Origin of the sequence: Mycobacterium sp. AZCC_0083 (assembly GCF_014202335.1) — a bacterium.
In the GTDB taxonomy this organism is placed as follows: Bacteria; Actinomycetota; Actinomycetes; order Mycobacteriales; family Mycobacteriaceae; genus Mycobacterium.
In genome coordinates, this window is the sequence record NZ_JACHGP010000004.1 from 327,697 (window position 1) to 347,364 (window position 19,668).

Here is a 19,668-nt window from a genome sequence, read left to right on the forward strand (position 1 = left end):
TCCAGGAGCGGGACTTGGGCTACCACCCGCCAGTTCGGCAGAAACCGTCGCGCACTGTGCCGCAAGCGCCTGCAAACCCTCATTGCCGACTTGAAGGATATCCACACCGAAAAGCCTATAGCCCGCTATGGGGTTCGACCCACGCCGATATTTCTTCAATATGAGTTTTACACGGCGGTGTCACGCCCGACGGGTTCGCGTCTGACGAGGAGCTGCAGGAACTCGCGGTTGATGAACAGTCGATCGCGTCCGGTCTTGACGCTCTGAAGCATGCCGTTGTCAGCGAGCGCGTTGAGCCAGCTAGTCGCGGTAGGGCGGGATACGTTGCAGCGGTCCATCACGGTGGCGATCCGGCAATAGGGCTGCTCGAACAGGACCGATTGGAACTCAGAATCTGCCCCACCCTTGGATACCGCACGCGCCCGTCGGCTGAAGTCGTCTTGCAGCGCGCGGATGGCAGTGACCTTTTTCAGAGTGTTGCGTGACGTCTGTTCGATACCGGTCAGGATGTAGAGCACCCACTCCTCCCACGCGGACTCGGCCGTTACGGCGAGCAGGAGGCGGTAGTAGTCACTCTTGGTATCGATGATGTAGCGCGACAAGTACAGCACCGGAAGCCGAAGCAGGCCCGCATCTACCAGCATCAGCACGTTGAGGATTCGGCCGGTTCGGCCGTTGCCGTCCGAGAAGGGGTGGACCGCCTCGAATTGGTAGTGGGCAGCGGCCATCCGTACGAGCGGGTCTAGGCCGTCATTGGCGTGGACGAATCGTTCCCACGCGGTGAGCTTCTCCGTGACGACATCGCGTCCCTCTGGAGGGCTGTAGGTCACTTCGCCGGTGACGGGGTTGCCGATCTTGGTGCCTGGAACTGCCCGGACCTTCATCTCGCGGCCCTTGATCGTGCTGCACACCGCACCGGCCGTCGTAGTAGTGAGCCCCCGCTCGTTGATCATCTCGAACCCAACGCGCAGGGCGGTGCGATATCGCAACGTCTCGCGGGTGGCGGGGTCGGCCCCGGCGTCATCGTCCAGGTGGCGAAAGAGCTCATCAGTCGTGGTGACGATGTTCTCGATCGCGGAGCTAGCCTGGGCCTCCAAGACTGGCAGCGTGTTGATCAAAACCGTGGGGTTGGGGATCGACACGACCGCTTGATCTAGCTGACCGAGCGCTGTGTTCGCACCGATGGCGGCTTTGAGCACCTTGCGCGTCTCCAGCCGGTCAGCGTCGGGAGGTGCAGGCAGTTCGTTGTATGGATGATCGGGTCGCCAGTCGGTCACGAGTGAACGATCTCAAACCTATGCCGAATATGTAAATAAATCGGCCAAAACTTTGCACTTTCATGTTTTATGCGAAGTTGTTTCACATATCTAGAGACCCTCACATGGTTGCCTCGGCTGCAGGCATCAGGCCACGGAATCTGGTGGCATATTCGCCCGGAAACCTCGCTTACCTGCAACGAACGTGGTGCCCCCGGCATGATTCGAACATGCGACACCGGCTTTTGGAAGCAAGGGATTCCGGCGGTTCTCGCGTGTACCCCGAATGTGCCGTCTTACAGTGGTTTTCGTCCTCACGTGTTCCCGCGGGATCCATGCGAATCCGCCCGATTCTCGGTTATAAACGGTGAATAAGCGGTGGATTCTGTCGGTAGGTGGCGCTACGGTCACCAGCAGAGATAGGAAGGCGGTGGCAAAGCTGATGGTCGCGAAACTGGTCGGACTGATGGTCGGCGTCGTGGTCCTGGCCGTCGTCGCCGCGTCGGTGCTTGGGCTGCTGGCCGCGGCCGCTGCGGTGTACGGCGCGTACCGCGGTGGCCGCTGGGCGGTCCGCCGGCACAGGGTGTCCATGGCAGCGGACACCCATCGTCGCGCCGAGCTCCTGGCGCGCGCCGAGATCCAACACCGCTGGTGGCTCGACGGCGACGCGCGGGGCACCTACGGTCGATATCCGCCGTTACCGATCAGCGGGGTTTAACAACGATGCGCGATCTGTACACGGTTGATCCGTCGGGCATCGTGGCCTCGAAGTCCAGGATCTCCATTCCCCCGTCAGGGGAACGGTTAACCGTCTTGACATTGACGTTCGTGGCGCCAGGCGCGATCTCGCTCGCGATTTGGCTGACTGCGCGCTGGGCATCCTTGGCCGCGGCGATCGCATCGTTCACGGAGTCGCTCATGTCACGCGACGCTACTGCCTGTGCTTGCCCGGGGTTGTACTGGCACGCCGTAGCGGACCGCGAGCTGATCGGACAGGTCGCCGTCGGCGTACAGGTGGGTGATCCGACACGCTGAAGCGATCCATTCAACTGACGCCGACTGCGGCGGGCCGGCCTTGGCCAGGAAAGCATCATCCGACAGCACGACGCGGCCCAGTATCACGCCGGCGAACCGACTCGAATCCAGCAGCGTGGGAGCGAACATCTTGGTAGCGCTGATGTGCCGGCGGCAATCATCTGCACTGGTGAATGCGTACACCCCACACCAACAGTTCTTCGGCTTTGAATCGTGCGGGCACGCTGCGCGGTAGTCCGCTGTCTCCCAACGGAAGGCGCCGATCGGTGACGCCAATACGCCATCGGCTGTCACCTTCCACCACCGCCAGAATTCTGTAGCCACAGTGTCGATCATCCTCAGTCGCCCCGACAATGCACGGGCACCTGATAGCGGTCGCGTACCTTCTCGGCGAGATCGCGCGCACCAGGCCGCGCCGAGTCCGGCCACACAATGTAGAGCTCGAGGATTTTGGCCGACGTCGCGCAGATCTCGTCGGGCGTGACTTGGCGGACCAGTCGCGTCCCCACGAAGTCCGTCCGCTGCTCATTTGGCAGCTGTCTCACTTCGGCGCCTTCCAGCGAGCAACGCCCGACGAGTCGAATCCAGTCCGCAGCGCGAAAGCCCGGCTCCGCGAACGGACCCCACTTCTGCACGATCCGCGGAAACAGATCAGCCTGGGCACACGCCACCCGCGCGGTGTGGTTGGCGTACACGCCGCAGTGGCAACCGCGCACCGGCGCAACGTGATCGGGATGGCGGCGGCAGGTTGCGCGCATCCGGCGCGTCGGCCACGGTGGCACCTCGCCCAGCCCGTAGTAGGGCGAACGCAACACGTCTTCACCCGGACGCGCGATCCAGAACCGCCAACCGTAAGTTACCGCCGATTGAGGCGCGCGCGGAGGCCGGCCGAACCAGTCAAGCAGCCCGGACATGGCTGCTTCAATCGAACCGAACGCGCGGTCGAAATCGGCCCCAAAACATGGGTTCCCGACGTCGACATGGCCTGTCGAGCGCGGGTCAAACGAACGCAACAATCGAACTCGAGCCGGATCGACGCCCCTCTTCTGAAGGTCCCAGGAGTGCTGGCCCGTCATCACCACCACCAGATCGGCGGCCAGGTGCTCGTCATCGAATTGGGTGGCCCGGTGCGTCACCGGATCGGGGTAGCCGTGATCGAGCAGCACACGACGAGCCCGAGTGTCCGCCGGCTCGCCAGCACATCTGCTCGTCCCGGCACTGGTCACTCGGATCACTTTGTGCAGTCCCCGTTCACGAAGCCCTTGCTCGAACATCGTCGCCGCCATCACCGAGCGCGCCCTGTTGTAGGTGCACACGAACGCAACATGCATCACTCGGCCGCGTGCCGCTCGCGGTAAGCCTGCAGCCGGCACGCCTCTGAGCACCACTTCCGCCGGCCAGCCACCGGCGCCGAGCAGTTCGGGCAACGCCGAACCCGTACGCAACCCGTACGGCCGCCGTCAGCAGGTGTCTCATTTTCCACAGGTGCCGGATATGGGTCCTGTTGTGCCACAACGGCATTCGTGGACATAATTTGTGGGGACCCGTACAGACCATTTTTATCAGAACGACACGGCGTCCCGACTGGCCCGCCGGGAGGGGGTCCAGGCCAGGGTGGTCCATCGTCGGTGTGATCGGTGCTGGTGTCGCGCAGCTCGTCGCTCTCGCTGTAAGAAGGAGCGGTCGTGGCGGCGGCTTGCATCGGTATGTCAGCCGTGTTTGACGCGGCACCGGCACCGACCGGTTCGTCGACGATGCTGGCCCAGCCGTGCTTCAGCCAGTGCATCGCCAGGTACATCGGGACGCCGTGCAGTCTCCCGCTGCGTTGGTCGTCGCCCCAGAACACGACGATGCCGGGCGTGACGTCTACGTCGCATGGTGTGACGTCGAGTCGAGGTCTGCGCCTTCCTCGCTGCGGCATCGTCGGGATCATGGTGTGGCTCAGGCGGTCGGCTCGTATACGACGGCTGCGTGGCCATCCTGGAGCCACTGCAGTGCGATGTGCTTGGGCACGCCGTGCACCAGGCCGCCGCGCTGCTCGCCGTCCCAATACACCAAGCGTCCGACAGTGACGTCGACGTCGCACAGCTTGTGATCGTCTTCTGTCTGTGGCGCGGCCGCTGCCTTGCTTGCGGTCTTCGTCGTCATGGTCATGCTGTCGTCGCGATCTTGACGATGGCCGGCGGGTTGGGGAAGCCGAAGCCGGCGCGGACGATGGCGCGCACCGCGACTCGATGGCTGGTGAAGAACACGGATCGGTCGCTCTCCACTTCGGCGTCCTCACGCACGACGAAGAACGTCTGCGCTTTCGGGATAGCCCACACCGGGCTCAGGGTCGTGGTGACGTACGGCGAGGTGAGCAGTGGCACGCCGAGGATCTGGCGCTTACCGGGCTGCGTCGGATCTGCCTGCAGCAGTGGAGTGTTGCGGTCGCTGCCGGTCTTCAGCTTGGCCAGCAGCATCGCGGTCGCCGGGTTCGTGACGAATGCTGACACGACACCATTGAAGTTCGCGGCAGTGAAGATGGCATCGGAGAAGGCGTCGACGTTGGCGTAGGCCGCGCCGGCGCTGACGGTGGAGATACCGCTGACGCCGGGCAGTCCGCCGGGACCGTTGGTCGTGGTCGCGGTGAACAGCGCCTGATCGGTCTTGCGGGTCAGATCACGCAGGATTCCCGCGCCGATGACGTCTTGGGCGGCGGGGCTGCTGTCGTCGGCGAGCTCCTGGCTGATCACGGTCAGCGCGGCGAGCTTGGACGGGGTGATGTCCAGCTCGTCGATCGTCGGATCGGAGGCGGTGATCTCCGCGCCTTCGGCCACCCATGAGGCGGACGGGTCGGTGGTGACGATCGGGATGCGGTAACTGTGCGTGCTGATTTGGACACCGGTCAGGATCTGGCCGGCGATCGACTCAGCAAGCAGGGGCTTGATGATGAGTTCGGCGACCTGTTCTGGTGTCAGGATGGCGGCTGCCGATGAGGTGGTTGTTGCCATGATTGCTCCAATAGGTGAGTGCGCTTGTCGCGCAACGGATTACGGATGTGTGTCCGCGTTCTCACCTGGAGCAACGTGGCGGGCGCCTGGCCCTACGTTTCGAGTCGGCCCGGTCCTGCCGCCTGTCCGACTCGCATCCCATCATAACGCCGCGACGAAAGTTGACCCTCGAGATCCCAGACTCAGGCGCTTGCCGAGCTGCAGAACAGCACGGCGTCCGCCCTTACCCGTACGGGAGGAGTGCAGGCCTACCCCCGCAAGGGTTCAGCGGCCGATGACGTCGCCCCAGCCGGCCTTGTGCTCACCCGGTGGTGTTCCGCCGTGCTGTCCCCACTCCGGCCTCGGGCGCCCTGGCGCTGCGAGGCGTGGGCGCTGCTCGATGAGCGCACCGGCAGCCGCGCGCAGCTCGGCCTCGTTGACGGTGCCGTCCTCGGCGTAGAACGCGGCGACGTCGGCGCGCGCCACCTCCCACAGGTCGCCTGGCACATCGAGCAGGTCAGCCACGACTGACTCGCACTCGCGGCGCTGGTATCCCGTGAGCCGCTCGGCCAATGCGTCGCGTTCGGTCTGCGCCTCGCGGAGCTGGACGCGGTAGCGAGCGGCCTCACTGTTGGGTGTGGGTTCGGCATCGGTGGCCTGTTGGGTGTCGGTCGCGTCGACGTCCTGACTGGTCTGGTCCGCGATGTTGTCGACCGTGGTTGGTGCTTCGGCTGGTTGAGTCATGGTGTTACCTCCTGGGTTTCGAGCTGCGGCCAGGTGCGGCGGCGCAGCGTCTCGGATGCGTAATCGACGCGGGTCTTGAGCACGTCGGGCAGCGTGTAGCCCAAGTGGGTCAACAGGGTTCGTTCGGCATCGGTGACTGGACGTTCGAAGTACCACACGCGTACGTCGCCGTCCCACTGCCGGCCGATGCCAATGCCGCCGAGCTGACGCAAGTAGTCAGCGTGCTGTGTGCTGTCCTCGGCTCGTTGCAGATCGTCGGGAAGGCCGTGGAAGACGAGCCAGCCACGAGGATCGGGTTGCGGGTACTGGGCGCCGATGGTGTCGGTCATGGCGTCGCCCCTTGCTGTGCGGGGACGCCGCTGATCCAGCGTGCGATGACGTCGAGTTCGTCGTGGTCGCCAAACTCCGGGCCGGCACCGCACTCGAGTGCCTTCTGTACGGCGACGCGCAACCAGTCGACGAGCTCCCGGTTGACTGCCCAGGGATCGGAGTATCGCGCCACGATGTCGGCGGCCTCGCGGTCGTCGCGCCACCGGGCCTGTGCGAGTAGCAGCGCGTCCACGGGTGCGGCCGCGGTCGGGTTTCTGAAGTCGGTCATGCGGCTTCTCCTGTGTTCAGTCGGTCGATCAACGCTTGGATCTCCTCGATGCTCAGATTCAGCAAAGAGTTGAGCTGGTCGGCGAGGTCCTGCAGCTGGTGTCCGGTCAGGTAGATCTCGACGGTGCCGAGTGGCGGTTGTGCGTCGATGAGTAGCCCGACGCTGATAGTGCGGCCTGGGGCCGGCCCGAGCATGAGCTTGACCGGTCCGTGGGTGCGGATCGTGTCGTCGGGTAGGTGTGTCAGCGGGGCGCTATTGATGCCCTCTGTGTGGCGGTTCATCCTGCCGTCTCCTGGTTTGCTGGCGTGCAGTTATCGGCGTGTCCTTGTGATTCGACATGCCACCCGCAGTCAGGGCAACGGCCGGGGCCTGTTGGGGGTCGGAAGTGGCCGCGGGTGCGCTTGCGTCGGTGAGGGTTGAAGGTGGGAATCTGGGTCACGTTGTCGTCGTCACCGGCAGGCGTCACAGGCGTCACAGGCGTCTCACTTCCGAATAGCTGCTGGTCGGGTGGTGTTTCTTCTGTGACGCCTTCGGGACGGGTGGGACGGGTCTGTGACGCCTCGTGACGGGTGTGGGACGCCTCCGAAACGTCTTGACCTGCATCGGGACGGCTGGGACGGCTGTGACGCGTATCCATGGCGTCAGGTAAATAGCGATGCCACGCCTGAGCCAGTCCGCCAGGTCCGTCAACCGCGTAGCCACGCGCCTGCCCTTCCCCGATTCGGACGCGATCCGACTTGATGCCATAGCGCTTCAGTTCCTTTGCTAGTCGTTGTTGGTCTAGCGGCTTGCCCCACAGGTTTGACCACTCCGATTCCTCGTCTCCGATGAGCGCAGCGACGAGATCCGAGGAGAACATGCGGTCGCGGTCGGCGAACACTTTGCGGACGTCGCGCAGCAGCCGGACACCGAACGACAGTGCGTCGGGGTCGGACTGCAACACGAAGTGCACGCATGCTCTGCGCGCCTTGTCCGGCCACTTGCCGCCGGCGACGTCGGCCACCGCCAGCAATGCCTCCCAGACCTCGGCGGGGCGGTCGCGCACACCTTCAGGCATGGCGGGGCGGCACTGCTCCAACGCCGCCAGGTTGTCTTCGGCCCATGCCTCGAGGCGGTCGCGGATCGGTGTGGCGTGCAGCGCTGCATCACGTTCTCGGAACTCGGCGACCGTCTCGTCAGGTGCGCGCCGGCGCATGTGAATGACTGCAGCGGCCCGGTCGGTGATGGTGGCCGGCATCTTGCCCGCGAGGCCAGCCAGAGTGACAGGGGCGTAGACCGGGAATTCGCGGACACGGATGCTCTTTCCTTCTGTTTCGCAGCGATCGACCGTCGCGCCGCGCTTGTACCCAGCGTTGAAGAGTGCCCGGAGATCTTCGGTCTGTGGGTTGTTCGTCTTGCCGAATACGGCGTCGGCTTCGTCCTGTAGCACGGTCGGCGGGCGATCCTTGGCGGCCGCGATGCGCCGATAGAGCGCCGCGGTGGTTGTGGATAGCGTCAGCTTGGCCGAATGGCACAGCAGCGCCAGGAGCTCGAGCACGCGCGTCTTTCCACTGCCGGGTTCGGCGCTGTCGATGATCAACCGCGGCGAGACGTAGAAGGCGGGCGTGGCCCAGGTGTGGGCAATCCACAGCACGATGACGGTCAGGCAGTGCTCGGACGGCAGGACCAGGAATCGGCCTACGAAGCGCTCGATCTCGTCGAGCACTGTGTCGTTGGGTGCTGGTTCTGTCACGCCACTTCCCTTGGTATATAGATGCCGTTGTCCCGGTGGAACATGCCGCGGCTGACGGCTGCCCAGTCGGCGGCCGCCGAGACGTCCTTCGACGCTGCCGCGAGTGCCTCCTGTGCGCCATCGACGCGGAGGGAGTGGTGCCGCGCGGCGTCGAAGAGAGCGGCCAGCTTGCGCGGGTCTCCGTCATCGAGCTGGATCCAGGCGACGGTGCCGGCCGTGGGCCATGAGCCCACGGCCGACAACATCGGTTCGACGAACTCGGCGACGGCCCACCAGTCAACGGATTGGGAGCCGAGTGCCCATGTCTGGTCCGTCGTCATCGTCACCGCCTTCCAGTGCGATCGACGCGGCGAGCTGGCGACCGTGGTCGTCGAGGTACGTCCACAGTCGGCGGACGGCATCGGCGCGGCCCTTTTTGTGGCCCCACTTGAAATAGTCAGCCGGGCGTTGAGGTGTCGAGAAGTGGCGAGTCCTCAAGGCGCACCGTCCATTAACTCTGCAGCCTCGAGCAGGGCTGCGGCGAGCTCACGTGCATTCGCCGCGGAGTTGACGGTGATTTTGCCGTTGTCGTCGTCGAAGACGGCGATGTGGCGATCGACGCTGCCATCGGAGTACTGACCTCCAGTGATGGCGACGGTGTGGTCTTCGCACCACTTTTCCCACCACTCAAGATCTCGGACGTGCATTCCGTTGTCTTCAGGTGAGCGTGACCAGTGAGATGTCGTCGTGGCGCCTGCCGGCGTGGCGATGTGTACGAACGGTGCATCGGCGGCATCGCAGAGCGCGCGGTACTGCTCGGCGGTCGTCATCGTGCCGTCCATCCGTCTACCTCGGCTGCAGCCTCGAGCAGCACAGCGGCGAGCTCACGTGCCTGGTCGCTGTTGAGCGCCCCGAGTCCTGAACGCTCACCGTCCGCTACCCAGACGTGGGGGCCGTCGGTGTCGACCGCACCGTCGTCGATGGTCCCGTCGGCCAACTGGACGACGCTGGCGTACACGCGGACCGCGTGATCGGTGACGGTGCGGTCGACACCGAAGATGACCCGAGAGGCCGGCTCACCTTCCCAAATGTCGACCGTGTCGGCGCCCGCCGGCGGCGTGATGTTGAGGTACGGGCACCGGTCGGATGTGTGCCAGCCGTATCGCCCGCAGTTGGCGCACTGAACAAGACCGGTTTCGTCGGTGGTCTGTGGCATGATGCTGATTCCCTTCTCGTCATTGCTGGTGGTTGGGTTGCAGCGGTCCCCGCTCGACGTTGGCGCGTCGAGGTTCACGGGGGCCGTTGTCGTTTGAGTGGTGTTCATCAGGCGGCGTCACCGTCGCCGAATTGTGTTGCCTCCCAGGCTTCGACGTCGCTGAGTCTGTAGCGGACGTGGCCGCCTCCGGGTCGTGCGTATCGCGGCCCTCTGTGTTGGCTGGCCCATTGAGCCAGCGTCTTGACGCTGATCTGCAAGCGATCAGCCAACTGGGGGCGTGTCAGCCAGACGTCGATTGTCATCGATTCCCTTCCCGTTCGTGCTGTGTGTGTCGAACACATTCCTTCGTGTTCTGTGTTCACTTCTACCACTAGTGGTCTTGAAACACAAGACGTGCCATGATGTGTTTCATGGACACATGGGAGGCTGAGCAAGCCACGCGAATCGGCACAGCGGTCAAGGACCTTCGAGGCAAGAGGACTGGCCAGTGGCTCGCTGATCGCACCGCCGAGCTCGGCATGAAGATGACCCGCCAGACGATCACCGACCTCGAGAACGGCCGGCGAAGGTATGTCACGACCGCAGAGTTGGCGGTGCTGGCGGCCGCGTTGAACACAGCGCCGATCGCGTTGCTGTATCCGGGCCCGTACAACCAGCAGATTGAGGTGCTTCCCGGTGTCGATTGGCCGAGGCAAATTGATGCGGCACAGTGGTTTTCAGGTATTCAAGAACATGGCTGGACCGATCGTGTCTCGCGCCCAGGCGAGTCAAAGGGTGCAGGCGGCGCGGAGTCTGCCCAGATGCGCGCGGACTACCGGAAGAACATTCGTGAATTACGTCTGTGGCGTGAGCTTCTCGACGTCTACAAGAAGATTTCCCAGGTGGTCATACCGCCCAATCCCACCAAGGAGAACCGCAGAGTGACCGAGTTGCTTCTCGAGCACCTCAACTTCGAAGTTCACTCGTTGCGTGCCCAGCTTGGCCTGGAGGAGATCGACGATGGCGGGTAGGCCTCCCCTACGGATTGGGCAGCACGGCAGCATCACCCGCCTATCGCTTGGTGGCGGGGTGTGGTTGGCGCGCACCCGATTCCGTGATGCGGACGGCGTGACGCGGAAGGTTGAGCGGCGTGGCCCGGCTGAAGATCAGTACGGGAAGCTCGCTGAGGATGCCTTGCTCGAGGCGTTGATGCAGCGCCGCGCGGCCGGGACCACGGAAACCTCACTCGACACGAAGATCATGACGTTGGTCGAGCAGCACATCGATCGCCTCGAGGAAGACGGCCGCGCCGTGCGGACCATCGACACCTACCGCTACTGTGCGAAGCTGCTCGAAAAGATCATGGGCGGTGTCCGCGTTGGGGAGGCCACGCCATCCCGCTTGGACGCCGCGATTCGCTCGATGCGTAACGCGCACGGCGACGTGCTGGCGGTCCAGTCCAAGACGCTCCTGATGGGCGGCATGCGACTGGCGGTGATGGCCAACGTGCTCGCATCGAATCCCGTGCGCGACGTCTCGCCGCATCGGTCGAAGACGCAGCCGAAGGGCGCCACGGCACTGACGGCCGACGAGCTGCGCGGGCTGCTCGCGAAGCTGCGGGAGTCGGAGGCGTGCCAGCGCCACGATCTCGTCGACCCCATCACGCTGTTCATCGCGACCGGGTTACGGATCTCGGAGCTGCTCGGGCTGCGCTGGTCGGACTTCGACGAGGATGCCCTCACGTTGAAGGTCACCGGGAAGGTCATCCGGGCGGCCGGCAAGCGGGGATTGATGCGCATCGACGACGAGACCAAGACTGCCGCCGCCAAGCGCACGATCCCGCTACCCGGCTTCGCCGTGACGGTCCTCTCGGCTCGTCGCACCCTGCCCTACATCGGCGAGCAGTCGATGGTGTTCCCTTCGACGACGGGCACCTGGCGCGACCCTGACAACTTTCGTGCCCGGTGGATCGAAGTCCGCAACGACCTCGGGGTGCCAGGGGTGACGACGCACAGCTTCCGCAAGTCGGTGGCCACGCTGATCGACGACGAAGGGCTGTCGGCCAGGATCGGTGCCGATCACCTCGGGCACACGCGGATCTCGATGACGCAGGACAAGTACATGGCCCGCGGTCGCGTCCATACGGCCGTCGCCGACCTTCTGGACCGGACCATAAACGGTGAATAAACGGTGGATTGCGCTGATTAGGGTGGCTAGATACCACCTCTGAGCGTGCCCCCGGCATGATTCGAACATGCGACACCGGCTTTAGGAGAGCCGTGCTCTATCCCCTGAGCTACGGGGGCGGGGACGGCTCGCAGCTTACCGAACACAGCTCGAACTCCGTGTTTCCGGCTGCCACGCGGGGGAACCCACACCCCATGAGCACTGCGAAGAAGGCCCGCAACACCGTCGACCGCCTGACCGGGCAGGCCAAGGAGAAGATCGGTGACGCGACCGGCAACGACCGGCTGCGCAACGAAGGCAAGACCGACCAGGTGAAGGCCCGCGTGCGGCAGACCGGCGAGCGCCTCAAGGACGCCGTCCGCGGCCGCTAGTCAGCGCAGTTCGGCGATCACCTTCGCGAACGCCTCGGCGTGGTGCTGCTGCACGATGAAGTACGTGATCCCGTAGACATCCCGATAGCGACGCAAGGTGTCGGCGATGTCGCTGGTCGACCCCGTCAGCACGGTCGGTGTCTTCAGCACGTCCTCGTCGGACAGTTCGGGAAGGAACCTGCGCGCCAGCGACAGGTCGGGCACTCCCGAATCGTCCGCGGGCATCCCGATGATCGAGATGTTGAGTTCCAGATCGTCGAAGCGATCGGGTGCGGCGTCACGCACGAACGCGATCCGGTCGGCGAGTGGGTCGGAGTCCTCGGTGATGGGGCCGCCGCCCGTCAGCCCGATGATGTTGGCCCGTTGTGCGGCGGTGGTGAGCAGCTTGTTGCCGTTGCCCGCGATGAGGATGGGCACGTCGGAGGCGTGCTCTGCCAGGTGTTCGGTGACGTGGCGCAGGTAGTCGACCCGCTCTCCGCCGCTGGGGAAGGGGAGTTCGGCTTGGTCGAATTCCTCCTTGTTGTAGCCGGCGCCGAGTCCGAGCTCGAGACGTCCGGCGCTCAGATCCCGCAGCGTGGTGACCTCGCGGGCCAGCAGCGCTGGTTTGTAGAAGCACGCGTTGAGCACGAACGTGCCGAGCCGGACCTTGTCGGTGGCCATCGCGATCGCCGTCAACATCGGGAAGGGTGCGGTCGTGTACAGGTGGTCGGGCAGGTGCACGACGTCGAAACCCATGTCCTCCGCGCGGCGTCCCCAGTCCTGCACGGACTCTCGACGGCGTGCGGCTTGCAGACCCAACCCGAAGCGAAATTCCTTGACCATCACCCGAGCTTAGGACGGCTCACTAATTGAAATGTTTGGGCCCGCTCCAACGCGGGAACAGACACCTCCGGGCCGCTCAGCGCGCAGCGGCCAGCAAAGGAGTCTTCATCCCCGACCCGGCCCGTCGTGAACACATCCGACGGGCCGGATCAACTCTTCAGCCCATGGCCACTCATCCCACATTCGGCGTCGAGGAAGAGTTCCTGCTCGTCGACCCCGGCAGCGGCGAACCCGTCCCGCTGAACCGTGCGGTCGCCGAACGCGCCAAGGCCAAGGGCGTCGACCTGCAGCTGGAACTGACCAGCTGTCAGGTCGAGACGACGTCGGACGTGTTGGCCTCTAGTGAGGAGCTGCGAGCCCAGATGAGCCGACTGCGATGCGTCGCGTCGGAGGCAGCCGAAGCGGCGGGCGCGCGACTCCTGGCCGTGGGGGTACCCCCGACGGTCCCGCACAGCTTTCCGATCACCGACACGCCGCGCTATCGCGAGATCGCCGAGAAGTTCGGGATGATCGCCCATGAGCAGGGCATATGCGGCTGCCACGTGCACGTCGCGGTGCCCACGCGGGAGTTGGCGGTGCGCGTGAGCAACAGGTTGCGGCCGTGGCTGCCGTCATTGCTCGCGCTGACGGCCAACTCGGCGATCTACCGCAGCACCGACACCGGCTACGCGAGCTGGCGCAAGGTGCTGTGGACGCTGTGGCCGAGCGCGGGCCCGCCGCCCCACTTCGATTCGGTCGACGAATACGACGCGCTGATCCGGATTATGCAGGGCGCCGGCGCCATGTTGGATGACGGCATGGTCTATTGGGACGTGCGCCCTTCGGCCAACTTCCCGACCATCGAGGTGCGCGTGGCCGACGTCCCGGCCACGGTCGCCGAGACGGTCCTTTTCGCAACGCTGGTGAGGGCGGCGGTGATGACGGCGCTCGACGACGAGCAAAGAGGTGCTCCGGTTTTGCCGCTGACGTCGCACGCGCTGAAGGCCGCGTATTGGAAGGCGGCGCGGGACGGGCTGGAAGGCCTGTCCATCGACCTGGCGGACACCCATGCCCCCCTGCCCGCCGCGCGACTCCTCGCCAACTTGGTCGACCGCGTCGAGCCGGCCCTCGAGGCGCTTGGCGACGCCGACATGGTCCGCGAGGAGCTGGCGCGCATCACCGCCGAAGGCAACGGCGCCGTGCGTCAACGACGGGCCTGGAAACGGCGCCACGAGGTCGGCGACGTCATCGAGGAGGCAGCGGCGGCGACACTCGCCGGGGTGTCGCCCGGCTAGACCAGCGACAGTTCGGCGAACACCGGAGTGGTCGGTTGCGTGGACCCGCCGCCGGGCTCCACGGTGAAGGCCAGCGCCTTCGAGCCGCCGAGATCGGGCAGCACCGCGGTGGTCGACGGCGCAACCGCCTTCGCGTCCATGGTGCCCGCCGAGCGCGCACCGTCGTTTCCGACCAGCCACATCTGATACACGGTTCCGGGTTGGGGCGGGGCCACGTTGTTCATCACCAGCACGGCGGCGTTGCGTTCGCGGGAGAACACCACCGTCGCGGTGCCGCCGGTCGGGATGGCGCCCGACACGGTCCGGACGTCGGGGGCGGCGAAGATCTGCTCCGTCGTCGAGGTCGTGGCCGCGGGTCGCATCGACAATCCGATTCCCAGCGCACCGACGCCGATGACCACCGCGGCTGCCGCCGCCAGCACGACGGTCCGCCAGCGCACCGGCCGGGAGTCCCGCGACGGGGTCTCCGAAGGCACCGCACGCAGGGGTGGTTGTTCGATCGCGGCGAGCAGGCGGTCGCGGACGTACTCGGGCGGTTCGATCGCGGTGGCCGCGGATACCACCGTCATGGTCTCGCGGACGGCGCGCACCTCGTCGGCGAAGGCGCGGGCGACGTCGGTGGGTGCGGCGGCCAGTTGGCGGTCGATGTCGTCGAGCTCGGCCGGTGACACGGCGTAGAGCGCGTACGGCGTCGCCAATGCCATGAGGTCGGGGTTGGTTGGTTCGGTCACGCCGCCCCCAAACACTTGCGCAGTCCGCGGATGGCATCGCGCATCCGTGACTTTATGGTCGCAAGATTCGCCGACAAACGCTCCGACACTTGGACATAGGTCAGGCCCTCGTAGTACGCCAACTGGATGCACTCGCGTTGCGCATCGGTCAGGGAACTTAGGCACTCGGTGACCTGACGTCGTTCGTCGCGGGAGATCACGGCCTCGGCGACGCGATCGGCGGCGATTTCGACGTTCGCGGCGCCGTATCGCGACTCGCGTTGGGTGCCCGCCTGCTCCGAGCGCACCCGGTCGACCGCGCGGCGGTGCGCCAGCGTCATCAGCCAGGCCAGCGGCGATCCCGCCGACGGGTTGTAGCCCGCGGCGTTGTGCCACACCTGCAGGTAGACCTCTTGCGTGGTTTCCTCGCTGTAGCCGGGATCGCGGAGCACGCGGGTGACAAGACCGAACACCCTGGCGCGGGTGTCGTCGTAGAAGGCGGCGAACGCTTCGACGTCCCGTTGTGCCACCCGGCGCAGCAGTGCGTCGAGGTCGGCAGTCACGCCGGGTAGCCTACTGGGCAGGAGAAGCAAAGTCACAGCTATCGCGATCTCGGCGGCAACGGTACGAAAAACGAAGTGTGCGAGCAGTATTCACGAAACCCAGGGCGGTGGGCCATGATCCGCTCGGTCAGCCGGGCGCCGGTCGCGTAGACCAGGAAGTAGCTCATCGCGACCGGCGACAACACCGTCGACAGCGACAGCAACCCGGTGATGGTCACCAGCCAGAGCCCCCACCACACCGCGGCGTCGCCGAAGTAATTGGGATGACGTGTGCACGCCCACAGGCCGCGATCCATGACGAGGCCCTTATTGGCCGGGTCGGCCTTGAACGCGCGCAGCTGCCTGTCGCCGACGGCCTCGAACACCACGCCGACCAGCCACACCACCACACCGGCGATCAGCACCGGCCGCAGCGCCACCGCCGTCGGGCCGAGCACCGCGGAGAGTTGCAATGGCAGCGAGATGAACCACGCGAGGATGGCCTGCAGCAGGAAGATCTTGCGCAGCACGTTGACGGCGGAGAAGTCGTCGCGCAGCAGCCGTCGGTAGCGCGGGTCCTCGCCCTTGCCCGCCGACTTGTTCACCATGTGCCATGCCAGCCGCAGCCCCCACACCGCGACGAGACCGAGCAAAAGCCAGCGGCGGAACGGGTCTCCGTCACCGAGCACGGCGGCGAGCGCCGCCACCGCCACGAAGCCCACACCCCAGGTGACGTCGACGACGTTGTAGCGCCCGATCCGGCGGCCGGCGACGAACGCGATCCCGTAGGTCAGGATCAGGATCGCCAGTGCCGCACCGGAAACGACGAGGAATCTCACGCGCCGGCCCCGGTCGGTGCGAACGTCCACTGGTAGACGTCGAGGTAACCGGAGCGGAACCCAGCCTCGGAGTAAGCCAGGTAGAGCTCCCACATGCGGTGGAACGTCTCGTCGAAGCCCAACGCCGACACCGCCTCCCGATGATCGGTGAAACGCTCGCGCCACAACCGTAGTGTCTCGGCGTAGTGCGGACGCAGGGACAACATCCCGACGGTGCGCAGCCTGGTCTGGCGCTCGGTGACCCCGACCAGCGCCTCGACGGATGGGATCAGGCCACCGGGGAAGATGTACTTCTGTATCCACGTGTAGGTGTTGCGGGAGGCCAGCATCCTGTCGTGGGGCATGGTGATGGCCTGGATCGCGACGCGACCGCCGGGGGAGACCAGCCGGTCGAGGGCTTGGAAGTAGGTGGGCCAGAACGGGTATCCGACCGCCTCGATCATCTCCACCGACACCACCGCGTCGTACCGGCCGTCGACCTCCCGGTAGTCCTTGAGGTCGATCCGGACCCGGTCGGACAGCCCGGCCTCGGCCACCCGGCGCTGGGCCAGCCGCTGCTGCTCGGCGGACAGGGTGATCGAGTGCACCTCGGCCCCGCGGCTCGCGGCCCGGATGCAGAGTTCGCCCCAGCCGGTGCCGATCTCGAGCACCCGACTGTCAGGGCCGACGCGCGCCGAGTCGAGCAGCCGGTCCACCTTGCGGCGCTGCCCGTCGGCCAGGTCGGCCCAGGTGGGCTGCGAGGTGTCGAACAGGGCGCTGGAGTAGGTCATGGTCTCGTCGAGGAACTGCGCGAACAAGTCGTTGGACAGGTCGTAGTGTTCGGCGACGTTGGTCCGCGCCTGGGCGGGACTGTTGTGCATCGAACGCGGGTGGCGGACCACCGCCAGCGGGCGAAGGTGTTGCAGCGCAGAAGGAATGAGGTCGGCCACCGACGTGGCGAAGGCAGTGAGCAAGCCGGCCAGGTCATTGGAGTGCCACTCGCCGGCCATGTAGGACTCCCCGAAGCCGATCAGCCCGTAGCGGCCGACCCTGCGGGCCAGCGCGTCGGGTCGGTACATCACCATGGTGGGTAGTGTCGGATCCGCCGCGCCGATCACCGATCCGTCGGGATACTGCAGCCGGATCGGGAGGCGGGCTGTGGCGCGGCGCAGGAACGCGTGGGCAAGCTCTCCGGCAGCCGCGCTGATCGGCCCGCGCGGGACCCGCGTCACCGTCGGCCAGCGATCGGAATCCGTTGTCGAACGCGAATTTCCGGTGGTGTTGATGGTCACGATTGGTCGACCCTTTCGTTCGCGGCCACGGGTGTTCGAGGAACTCGAGGGACGACGGGGACGCGTCGCAGCCACAGGGTGATGCCCTGGATGCGGATCCACAGTGCGCCCATCAGCGGCGCCAGGGGTGCCATCATCTGGAGTCGAAGGATCTCGGCGATGCCCGCCTTGCGGCGGTCACCGTGCAGCGTGGCGACGAACGCTGGCTTGTTCTCCCTGTGAAGCGAAATCGTCACGTCGACTTCTGCGTCCGGCAGGGGTGCGCGCACCAGGTAGTAGCCGTCGACGTCGTTGAACGGGGAGACGTACAACTTCTTCTTCACCGCGGCCGGGGCATCTCCGGTGGGCGGCAGCAGATACGCGTGCCTGCCGCCGTAGGTGTTGTGCACCTCGGCCACTACGTGCTGCATCACGCCCTGCGTGTCGTGGCACCAGTAGATGCTGATCGGGTTGAACACGTAACCAAGCACCCGTGCCTGCAACAACGAGGTGATGGTGCCGCCCCGCAGGTCGATGCCGTGCCCGGCGAGGAACGCATCGACGCGGTTGCGCAGCGTATCGGCGACACCTGCCGCAGGTGGAGTCGACAAGTGATCGCGCGCTTCGAATTTCGCGAACGGCTGCAGCCACCGGGGCAGGCGCGGCAGGTGGTCTAGGTCGACGTACCAGCTGTATCCGCGTTGCTCGAAGTAGTGGTGTACCGGCGCCCTGCGCAGGTGGGTGATCCGGGTGCGGTAGAGGGCAGGTCGCCTCATGCCACCACCGCCTGCAGGCGTCGGGTGGCCGGCCATTCGGCACCGAGCCGGCCTGCCGCCCGTACTCCGGATGCCGCACCGTCCTCGTGGAAGCCCCAGCCGTGATAGGCGCCGGCGAACACTATTCGGTCGTCGTCGAGTGTCGGCAGTAGACGTTGTGCAGCAACGGATTCCGGGGTGTAACTCGGGTGCTGGTAGATCATCTCGGTGATGACGGACGCGGGGTCCACCACGTCCCGGCCGCCGAGCGTGACCATGAACCGCCGAGGTCCCGTCAGCCGCATCAGGCGGCTGACGTCGTAGGTCACCAGCACGTTGGCTGCCTCGTCGGCGCCCGTCGGGACCAGGTAGTTCCACGACGCTCGGGCCCGTGGCTTGTGCGGCAGCACCGAGACGTCGGTGTGCAGCTGAGCGTGGTTGGTGGAGTACGGGATTGCGCCCAGCACGGAGCGTTCGGCTGCGGTCGGCTCGGCCAGCATCAGCAGTGCCTGATCCGGGTGCGTGGCGATCACGGCGGCGTCGAACCGCTGCGGTTTGCCGTTGCCCGCGGTGACCAGCACGCCGTCGGGAACCCGCCGTACCGACCGCACCGGCGTGCCCGCGGCGATCTCGTGCACCCGCTCGGCGATGGCATTGACGTAGGTCGCCGAGCCATCGACCACGGTTCGCCAGGTCGGCGAGCCGAACACTGACAGCATGCCGTGGTGTTGCAGGAACACGAACAGGTAGCGGGCCGGGTAGCGCATCGCCTCGCCCGGTGCGCACGACCAGACCGCGGCGACCAGCGGCGTCATGAAGTGCTCGACGAAGTACCCGGAGAACCGATGGCGCTCGACGAATTCCTCGAGCGGTTCGCCGTCACCTGCCGACTCGTCCTCGAGCAGTTGGGTGGCCGCACGGTGGAATCTCCCGATCTCCGCGAGCATCAGGAGATAGCGCGGCCGGGCCACCGACGACCACGACGGAAACAGCCCACCGATGCCGCGGGCGCCCGCGTACTCGAGGCCGGAGTCGTCGTCGCGCACCGACATCGACATGTCGGTCTCGCGCGTTGCGATGCCGAGATCGGCGAACAGCCTGCACAACGTCGGGTAGGTCCTGTCGTTGTGCACCAGGAACGCCGAGTCGATGCCGACGAGGTTGCCGTGCCCGTCGTCGACGTAGTGGGTGTGGGCATGACCGCCCAGCCGGGTGTCGGCCTCGAACAGCGTCACCCGCTGGCGGCCGGACAACACGTATGCGGCGGTGAGTCCGGCTACGCCGCTCCCGATGACGGCGATCGAGCGCCTGAAAGTGTCTTCGCGTTCCACGCCCTCTATTCGGAGCCGTTCGATTCTTGGATTGGTGGCGGTCGCGTTGCGCCCCGGGCAACCGCGCGTAGTGTGC

The 19,668-nt window shown here is 65.8% G+C and carries 27 protein-coding genes and 1 tRNA gene; 5 read left to right on the forward strand and 23 right to left on the reverse strand.

Annotation, left to right across the window (positions count from 1 at the left end):
• Positions 1-167: 167 nt before the first annotated feature.
• Entirely contained in the window at positions 168-1,277 is a 1,110-nt protein-coding gene (locus HNP02_RS11885) for a Fic/DOC family N-terminal domain-containing protein (protein ID WP_309241519.1), read from the reverse strand.
• A 409-nt stretch (positions 1,278-1,686) separates the two neighbouring features.
• Between HNP02_RS11885 and HNP02_RS11890 the strand changes: the two genes are divergently transcribed.
• Positions 1,687-1,974, forward strand: a complete 288-nt coding sequence (locus HNP02_RS11890; RefSeq protein WP_184438445.1) for a hypothetical protein — start codon at positions 1,687-1,689, stop codon at positions 1,972-1,974.
• On the opposite strand, the gene HNP02_RS11895 is transcribed toward HNP02_RS11890, so the two are convergent.
• From HNP02_RS11895 to HNP02_RS11960, 14 genes are all read right to left on the reverse strand, one after another.
• On the reverse strand, positions 1,961-2,176 hold the full coding sequence (locus HNP02_RS11895) for a hypothetical protein (RefSeq protein ID WP_184438447.1): 216 nt from the start codon (positions 2,174-2,176) through the stop codon (positions 1,961-1,963). The two genes, HNP02_RS11890 and HNP02_RS11895, sit on opposite strands and share 14 nt — an antisense overlap.
• A 1-nt stretch (position 2,177) precedes the next feature.
• A complete protein-coding gene (locus HNP02_RS11900; protein ID WP_184438449.1) occupies positions 2,178-2,615 on the reverse strand; it encodes a hypothetical protein in 438 nt (145 codons plus the stop codon).
• A 14-nt stretch (positions 2,616-2,629) separates the two neighbouring features.
• Positions 2,630-3,718: a hypothetical protein gene (locus tag HNP02_RS43675; protein WP_309241520.1), complete on the reverse strand. Its 1,089-nt coding sequence runs from the start codon at positions 3,716-3,718 to the stop codon at positions 2,630-2,632.
• Positions 3,719-4,232: 514 nt separating this feature from the next.
• Entirely contained in the window at positions 4,233-4,445 is a 213-nt protein-coding gene (locus HNP02_RS11910; RefSeq protein ID WP_221317471.1) for a hypothetical protein, read from the reverse strand.
• Entirely contained in the window at positions 4,442-5,284 is an 843-nt protein-coding gene (locus HNP02_RS11915) for a phage major capsid protein (RefSeq protein ID WP_184438453.1), read from the reverse strand. The genes HNP02_RS11910 and HNP02_RS11915 overlap by 4 nt, the downstream gene beginning before the upstream one ends.
• A 264-nt stretch (positions 5,285-5,548) precedes the next feature.
• Entirely contained in the window at positions 5,549-6,007 is a 459-nt protein-coding gene (locus HNP02_RS11920) for a hypothetical protein (protein ID WP_184438455.1), read from the reverse strand.
• Positions 6,004-6,336 (reverse strand): hypothetical protein, encoded by a 333-nt coding sequence (locus HNP02_RS11925; RefSeq protein ID WP_184438457.1) that lies wholly within the window; start codon positions 6,334-6,336, stop codon positions 6,004-6,006. The genes HNP02_RS11920 and HNP02_RS11925 overlap by 4 nt, the downstream gene beginning before the upstream one ends.
• Positions 6,333-6,605: a hypothetical protein gene (locus HNP02_RS11930; RefSeq protein ID WP_184438459.1), complete on the reverse strand. Its 273-nt coding sequence runs from the start codon at positions 6,603-6,605 to the stop codon at positions 6,333-6,335. The genes HNP02_RS11925 and HNP02_RS11930 overlap by 4 nt, the downstream gene beginning before the upstream one ends.
• Positions 6,602-6,886 (reverse strand): hypothetical protein, encoded by a 285-nt coding sequence (locus tag HNP02_RS11935; protein ID WP_184438461.1) that lies wholly within the window; start codon positions 6,884-6,886, stop codon positions 6,602-6,604. The genes HNP02_RS11930 and HNP02_RS11935 overlap by 4 nt, the downstream gene beginning before the upstream one ends.
• Positions 6,883-8,337 (reverse strand): DUF3631 domain-containing protein, encoded by a 1,455-nt coding sequence (locus HNP02_RS43680; protein ID WP_184438463.1) that lies wholly within the window; start codon positions 8,335-8,337, stop codon positions 6,883-6,885. The genes HNP02_RS11935 and HNP02_RS43680 overlap by 4 nt, the downstream gene beginning before the upstream one ends.
• Positions 8,334-8,657, reverse strand: coding sequence for a DUF2742 domain-containing protein (locus tag HNP02_RS11945; protein ID WP_184438466.1), 324 nt, complete (start codon positions 8,655-8,657; stop codon positions 8,334-8,336). Before HNP02_RS11945 ends, HNP02_RS43680 begins: the two co-directional genes overlap by 4 nt.
• Before the next feature lie 153 nt (positions 8,658-8,810).
• Complete coding sequence (locus HNP02_RS11950; RefSeq protein ID WP_221317472.1) at positions 8,811-9,146, reverse strand: hypothetical protein; 336 nt, start codon at positions 9,144-9,146, stop codon at positions 8,811-8,813.
• Entirely contained in the window at positions 9,143-9,640 is a 498-nt protein-coding gene (locus tag HNP02_RS11955) for a hypothetical protein (RefSeq protein ID WP_184438470.1), read from the reverse strand. Before HNP02_RS11955 ends, HNP02_RS11950 begins: the two co-directional genes overlap by 4 nt.
• Positions 9,640-9,873 carry a helix-turn-helix domain-containing protein gene (locus HNP02_RS11960; protein WP_309241521.1) on the reverse strand — a complete coding sequence of 78 codons (234 nt, stop codon included), beginning with the start codon at positions 9,871-9,873 and terminating at the stop codon, positions 9,640-9,642. The genes HNP02_RS11955 and HNP02_RS11960 overlap by 1 nt, the downstream gene beginning before the upstream one ends.
• A 177-nt stretch (positions 9,874-10,050) precedes the next feature.
• On the opposite strand from HNP02_RS11960, the gene HNP02_RS11965 reads away from it, so the two are divergent.
• Positions 10,051-10,542, forward strand: coding sequence for a hypothetical protein (locus tag HNP02_RS11965; RefSeq protein ID WP_184438475.1), 492 nt, complete (start codon positions 10,051-10,053; stop codon positions 10,540-10,542).
• Positions 10,532-11,698 (forward strand): tyrosine recombinase XerC, encoded by a 1,167-nt coding sequence (xerC, locus tag HNP02_RS11970; RefSeq protein ID WP_184438477.1) that lies wholly within the window; start codon positions 10,532-10,534, stop codon positions 11,696-11,698. Before HNP02_RS11965 ends, xerC begins: the two co-directional genes overlap by 11 nt.
• Positions 11,699-11,744: 46 nt before the next feature.
• Here the strand turns inward: xerC and HNP02_RS11975 are convergent.
• A tRNA-Arg gene (locus tag HNP02_RS11975) sits at positions 11,745-11,817 on the reverse strand.
• Between the two features lie 75 nt (positions 11,818-11,892).
• Between HNP02_RS11975 and HNP02_RS11980 the strand changes: the two genes are divergently transcribed.
• The gene (locus HNP02_RS11980; protein ID WP_184438479.1) at positions 11,893-12,069 is read left to right on the forward strand and encodes a CsbD family protein; all 177 of its coding nucleotides are present in this window, start codon (positions 11,893-11,895) and stop codon (positions 12,067-12,069) included.
• Here HNP02_RS11980 and HNP02_RS11985 read toward each other — a convergent pair whose 3' ends face one another.
• Positions 12,070-12,891: an LLM class F420-dependent oxidoreductase gene (locus HNP02_RS11985; protein ID WP_184438481.1), complete on the reverse strand. Its 822-nt coding sequence runs from the start codon at positions 12,889-12,891 to the stop codon at positions 12,070-12,072.
• A gap of 164 nt (positions 12,892-13,055) precedes the next feature.
• On the opposite strand from HNP02_RS11985, the gene HNP02_RS11990 reads away from it, so the two are divergent.
• Entirely contained in the window at positions 13,056-14,165 is a 1,110-nt protein-coding gene (locus tag HNP02_RS11990; protein ID WP_184438483.1) for a glutamate--cysteine ligase, read from the forward strand.
• Here HNP02_RS11990 and HNP02_RS11995 read toward each other — a convergent pair.
• Genes HNP02_RS11995 through HNP02_RS12020 form a run of 6 tightly spaced genes read right to left on the reverse strand, consistent with a single transcriptional unit; the run spans position 14,162 to position 19,592 of the window.
• The gene (locus HNP02_RS11995; RefSeq protein WP_184438485.1) at positions 14,162-14,896 is read right to left on the reverse strand and encodes an anti-sigma factor domain-containing protein; all 735 of its coding nucleotides are present in this window, start codon (positions 14,894-14,896) and stop codon (positions 14,162-14,164) included. The two genes, HNP02_RS11990 and HNP02_RS11995, sit on opposite strands and share 4 nt — an antisense overlap.
• Complete coding sequence (locus tag HNP02_RS12000) at positions 14,893-15,474, reverse strand: sigma-70 family RNA polymerase sigma factor (protein ID WP_184438487.1); 582 nt, start codon at positions 15,472-15,474, stop codon at positions 14,893-14,895. The genes HNP02_RS11995 and HNP02_RS12000 overlap by 4 nt, the downstream gene beginning before the upstream one ends.
• Positions 15,475-15,476: 2 nt before the next feature.
• The gene (locus HNP02_RS12005) at positions 15,477-16,256 is read right to left on the reverse strand and encodes a DUF1295 domain-containing protein (RefSeq protein WP_184438489.1); all 780 of its coding nucleotides are present in this window, start codon (positions 16,254-16,256) and stop codon (positions 15,477-15,479) included.
• Complete coding sequence (locus tag HNP02_RS12010; RefSeq protein ID WP_184438491.1) at positions 16,253-17,527, reverse strand: class I SAM-dependent methyltransferase; 1,275 nt, start codon at positions 17,525-17,527, stop codon at positions 16,253-16,255. The genes HNP02_RS12005 and HNP02_RS12010 overlap by 4 nt, the downstream gene beginning before the upstream one ends.
• Complete coding sequence (locus tag HNP02_RS12015) at positions 17,524-18,282, reverse strand: DUF1365 domain-containing protein (protein WP_184438493.1); 759 nt, start codon at positions 18,280-18,282, stop codon at positions 17,524-17,526. The genes HNP02_RS12010 and HNP02_RS12015 overlap by 4 nt, the downstream gene beginning before the upstream one ends.
• On the reverse strand, positions 18,279-19,592 hold the full coding sequence (locus HNP02_RS12020) for an NAD(P)/FAD-dependent oxidoreductase (RefSeq protein WP_184438495.1): 1,314 nt from the start codon (positions 19,590-19,592) through the stop codon (positions 18,279-18,281). Before HNP02_RS12020 ends, HNP02_RS12015 begins: the two co-directional genes overlap by 4 nt.
• Positions 19,593-19,668 lie beyond the last annotated feature (76 nt).

Bases quoted from the DNA above. Each gene is read 5' to 3' on its own strand.
- HNP02_RS11895 (WP_184438447.1), bottom strand. From the start codon at position 2,176: ATGAGCGACTCCGTGAACGATGCGATCGCCGCGGCCAAGGATGCCCAG.
- HNP02_RS11910 (WP_221317471.1), bottom strand. From the start codon at position 4,445: ATGACCATGACGACGAAGACCGCAAGCAAGGCAGCGGCCGCGCCACAG.
- HNP02_RS11915 (WP_184438453.1), bottom strand. From the start codon at position 5,284: ATGGCAACAACCACCTCATCGGCAGCCGCCATCCTGACACCAGAACAG.
- HNP02_RS11920 (WP_184438455.1), bottom strand. From the start codon at position 6,007: ATGACTCAACCAGCCGAAGCACCAACCACGGTCGACAACATCGCGGAC.
- HNP02_RS11925 (WP_184438457.1), bottom strand. From the start codon at position 6,336: ATGACCGACACCATCGGCGCCCAGTACCCGCAACCCGATCCTCGTGGC.
- HNP02_RS11930 (WP_184438459.1), bottom strand. From the start codon at position 6,605: ATGACCGACTTCAGAAACCCGACCGCGGCCGCACCCGTGGACGCGCTG.
- HNP02_RS11935 (WP_184438461.1), bottom strand. From the start codon at position 6,886: ATGAACCGCCACACAGAGGGCATCAATAGCGCCCCGCTGACACACCTA.
- HNP02_RS11945 (WP_184438466.1), bottom strand. From the start codon at position 8,657: ATGACGACGGACCAGACATGGGCACTCGGCTCCCAATCCGTTGACTGG.
- HNP02_RS11950 (WP_221317472.1), bottom strand. From the start codon at position 9,146: ATGACGACCGCCGAGCAGTACCGCGCGCTCTGCGATGCCGCCGATGCA.
- HNP02_RS11955 (WP_184438470.1), bottom strand. From the start codon at position 9,640: ATGAACACCACTCAAACGACAACGGCCCCCGTGAACCTCGACGCGCCA.
- HNP02_RS11960 (WP_309241521.1), bottom strand. From the start codon at position 9,873: ATGTGTTCGACACACACAGCACGAACGGGAAGGGAATCGATGACAATC.
- HNP02_RS11965 (WP_184438475.1), top strand. From the start codon at position 10,051: ATGAAGATGACCCGCCAGACGATCACCGACCTCGAGAACGGCCGGCGA.
- xerC (WP_184438477.1), top strand. From the start codon at position 10,532: ATGGCGGGTAGGCCTCCCCTACGGATTGGGCAGCACGGCAGCATCACC.
- HNP02_RS11980 (WP_184438479.1), top strand. From the start codon at position 11,893: ATGAGCACTGCGAAGAAGGCCCGCAACACCGTCGACCGCCTGACCGGG.
- HNP02_RS11985 (WP_184438481.1), bottom strand. From the start codon at position 12,891: ATGGTCAAGGAATTTCGCTTCGGGTTGGGTCTGCAAGCCGCACGCCGT.
- HNP02_RS11990 (WP_184438483.1), top strand. From the start codon at position 13,056: ATGGCCACTCATCCCACATTCGGCGTCGAGGAAGAGTTCCTGCTCGTC.
- HNP02_RS12015 (WP_184438493.1), bottom strand. From the start codon at position 18,282: ATGAGGCGACCTGCCCTCTACCGCACCCGGATCACCCACCTGCGCAGG.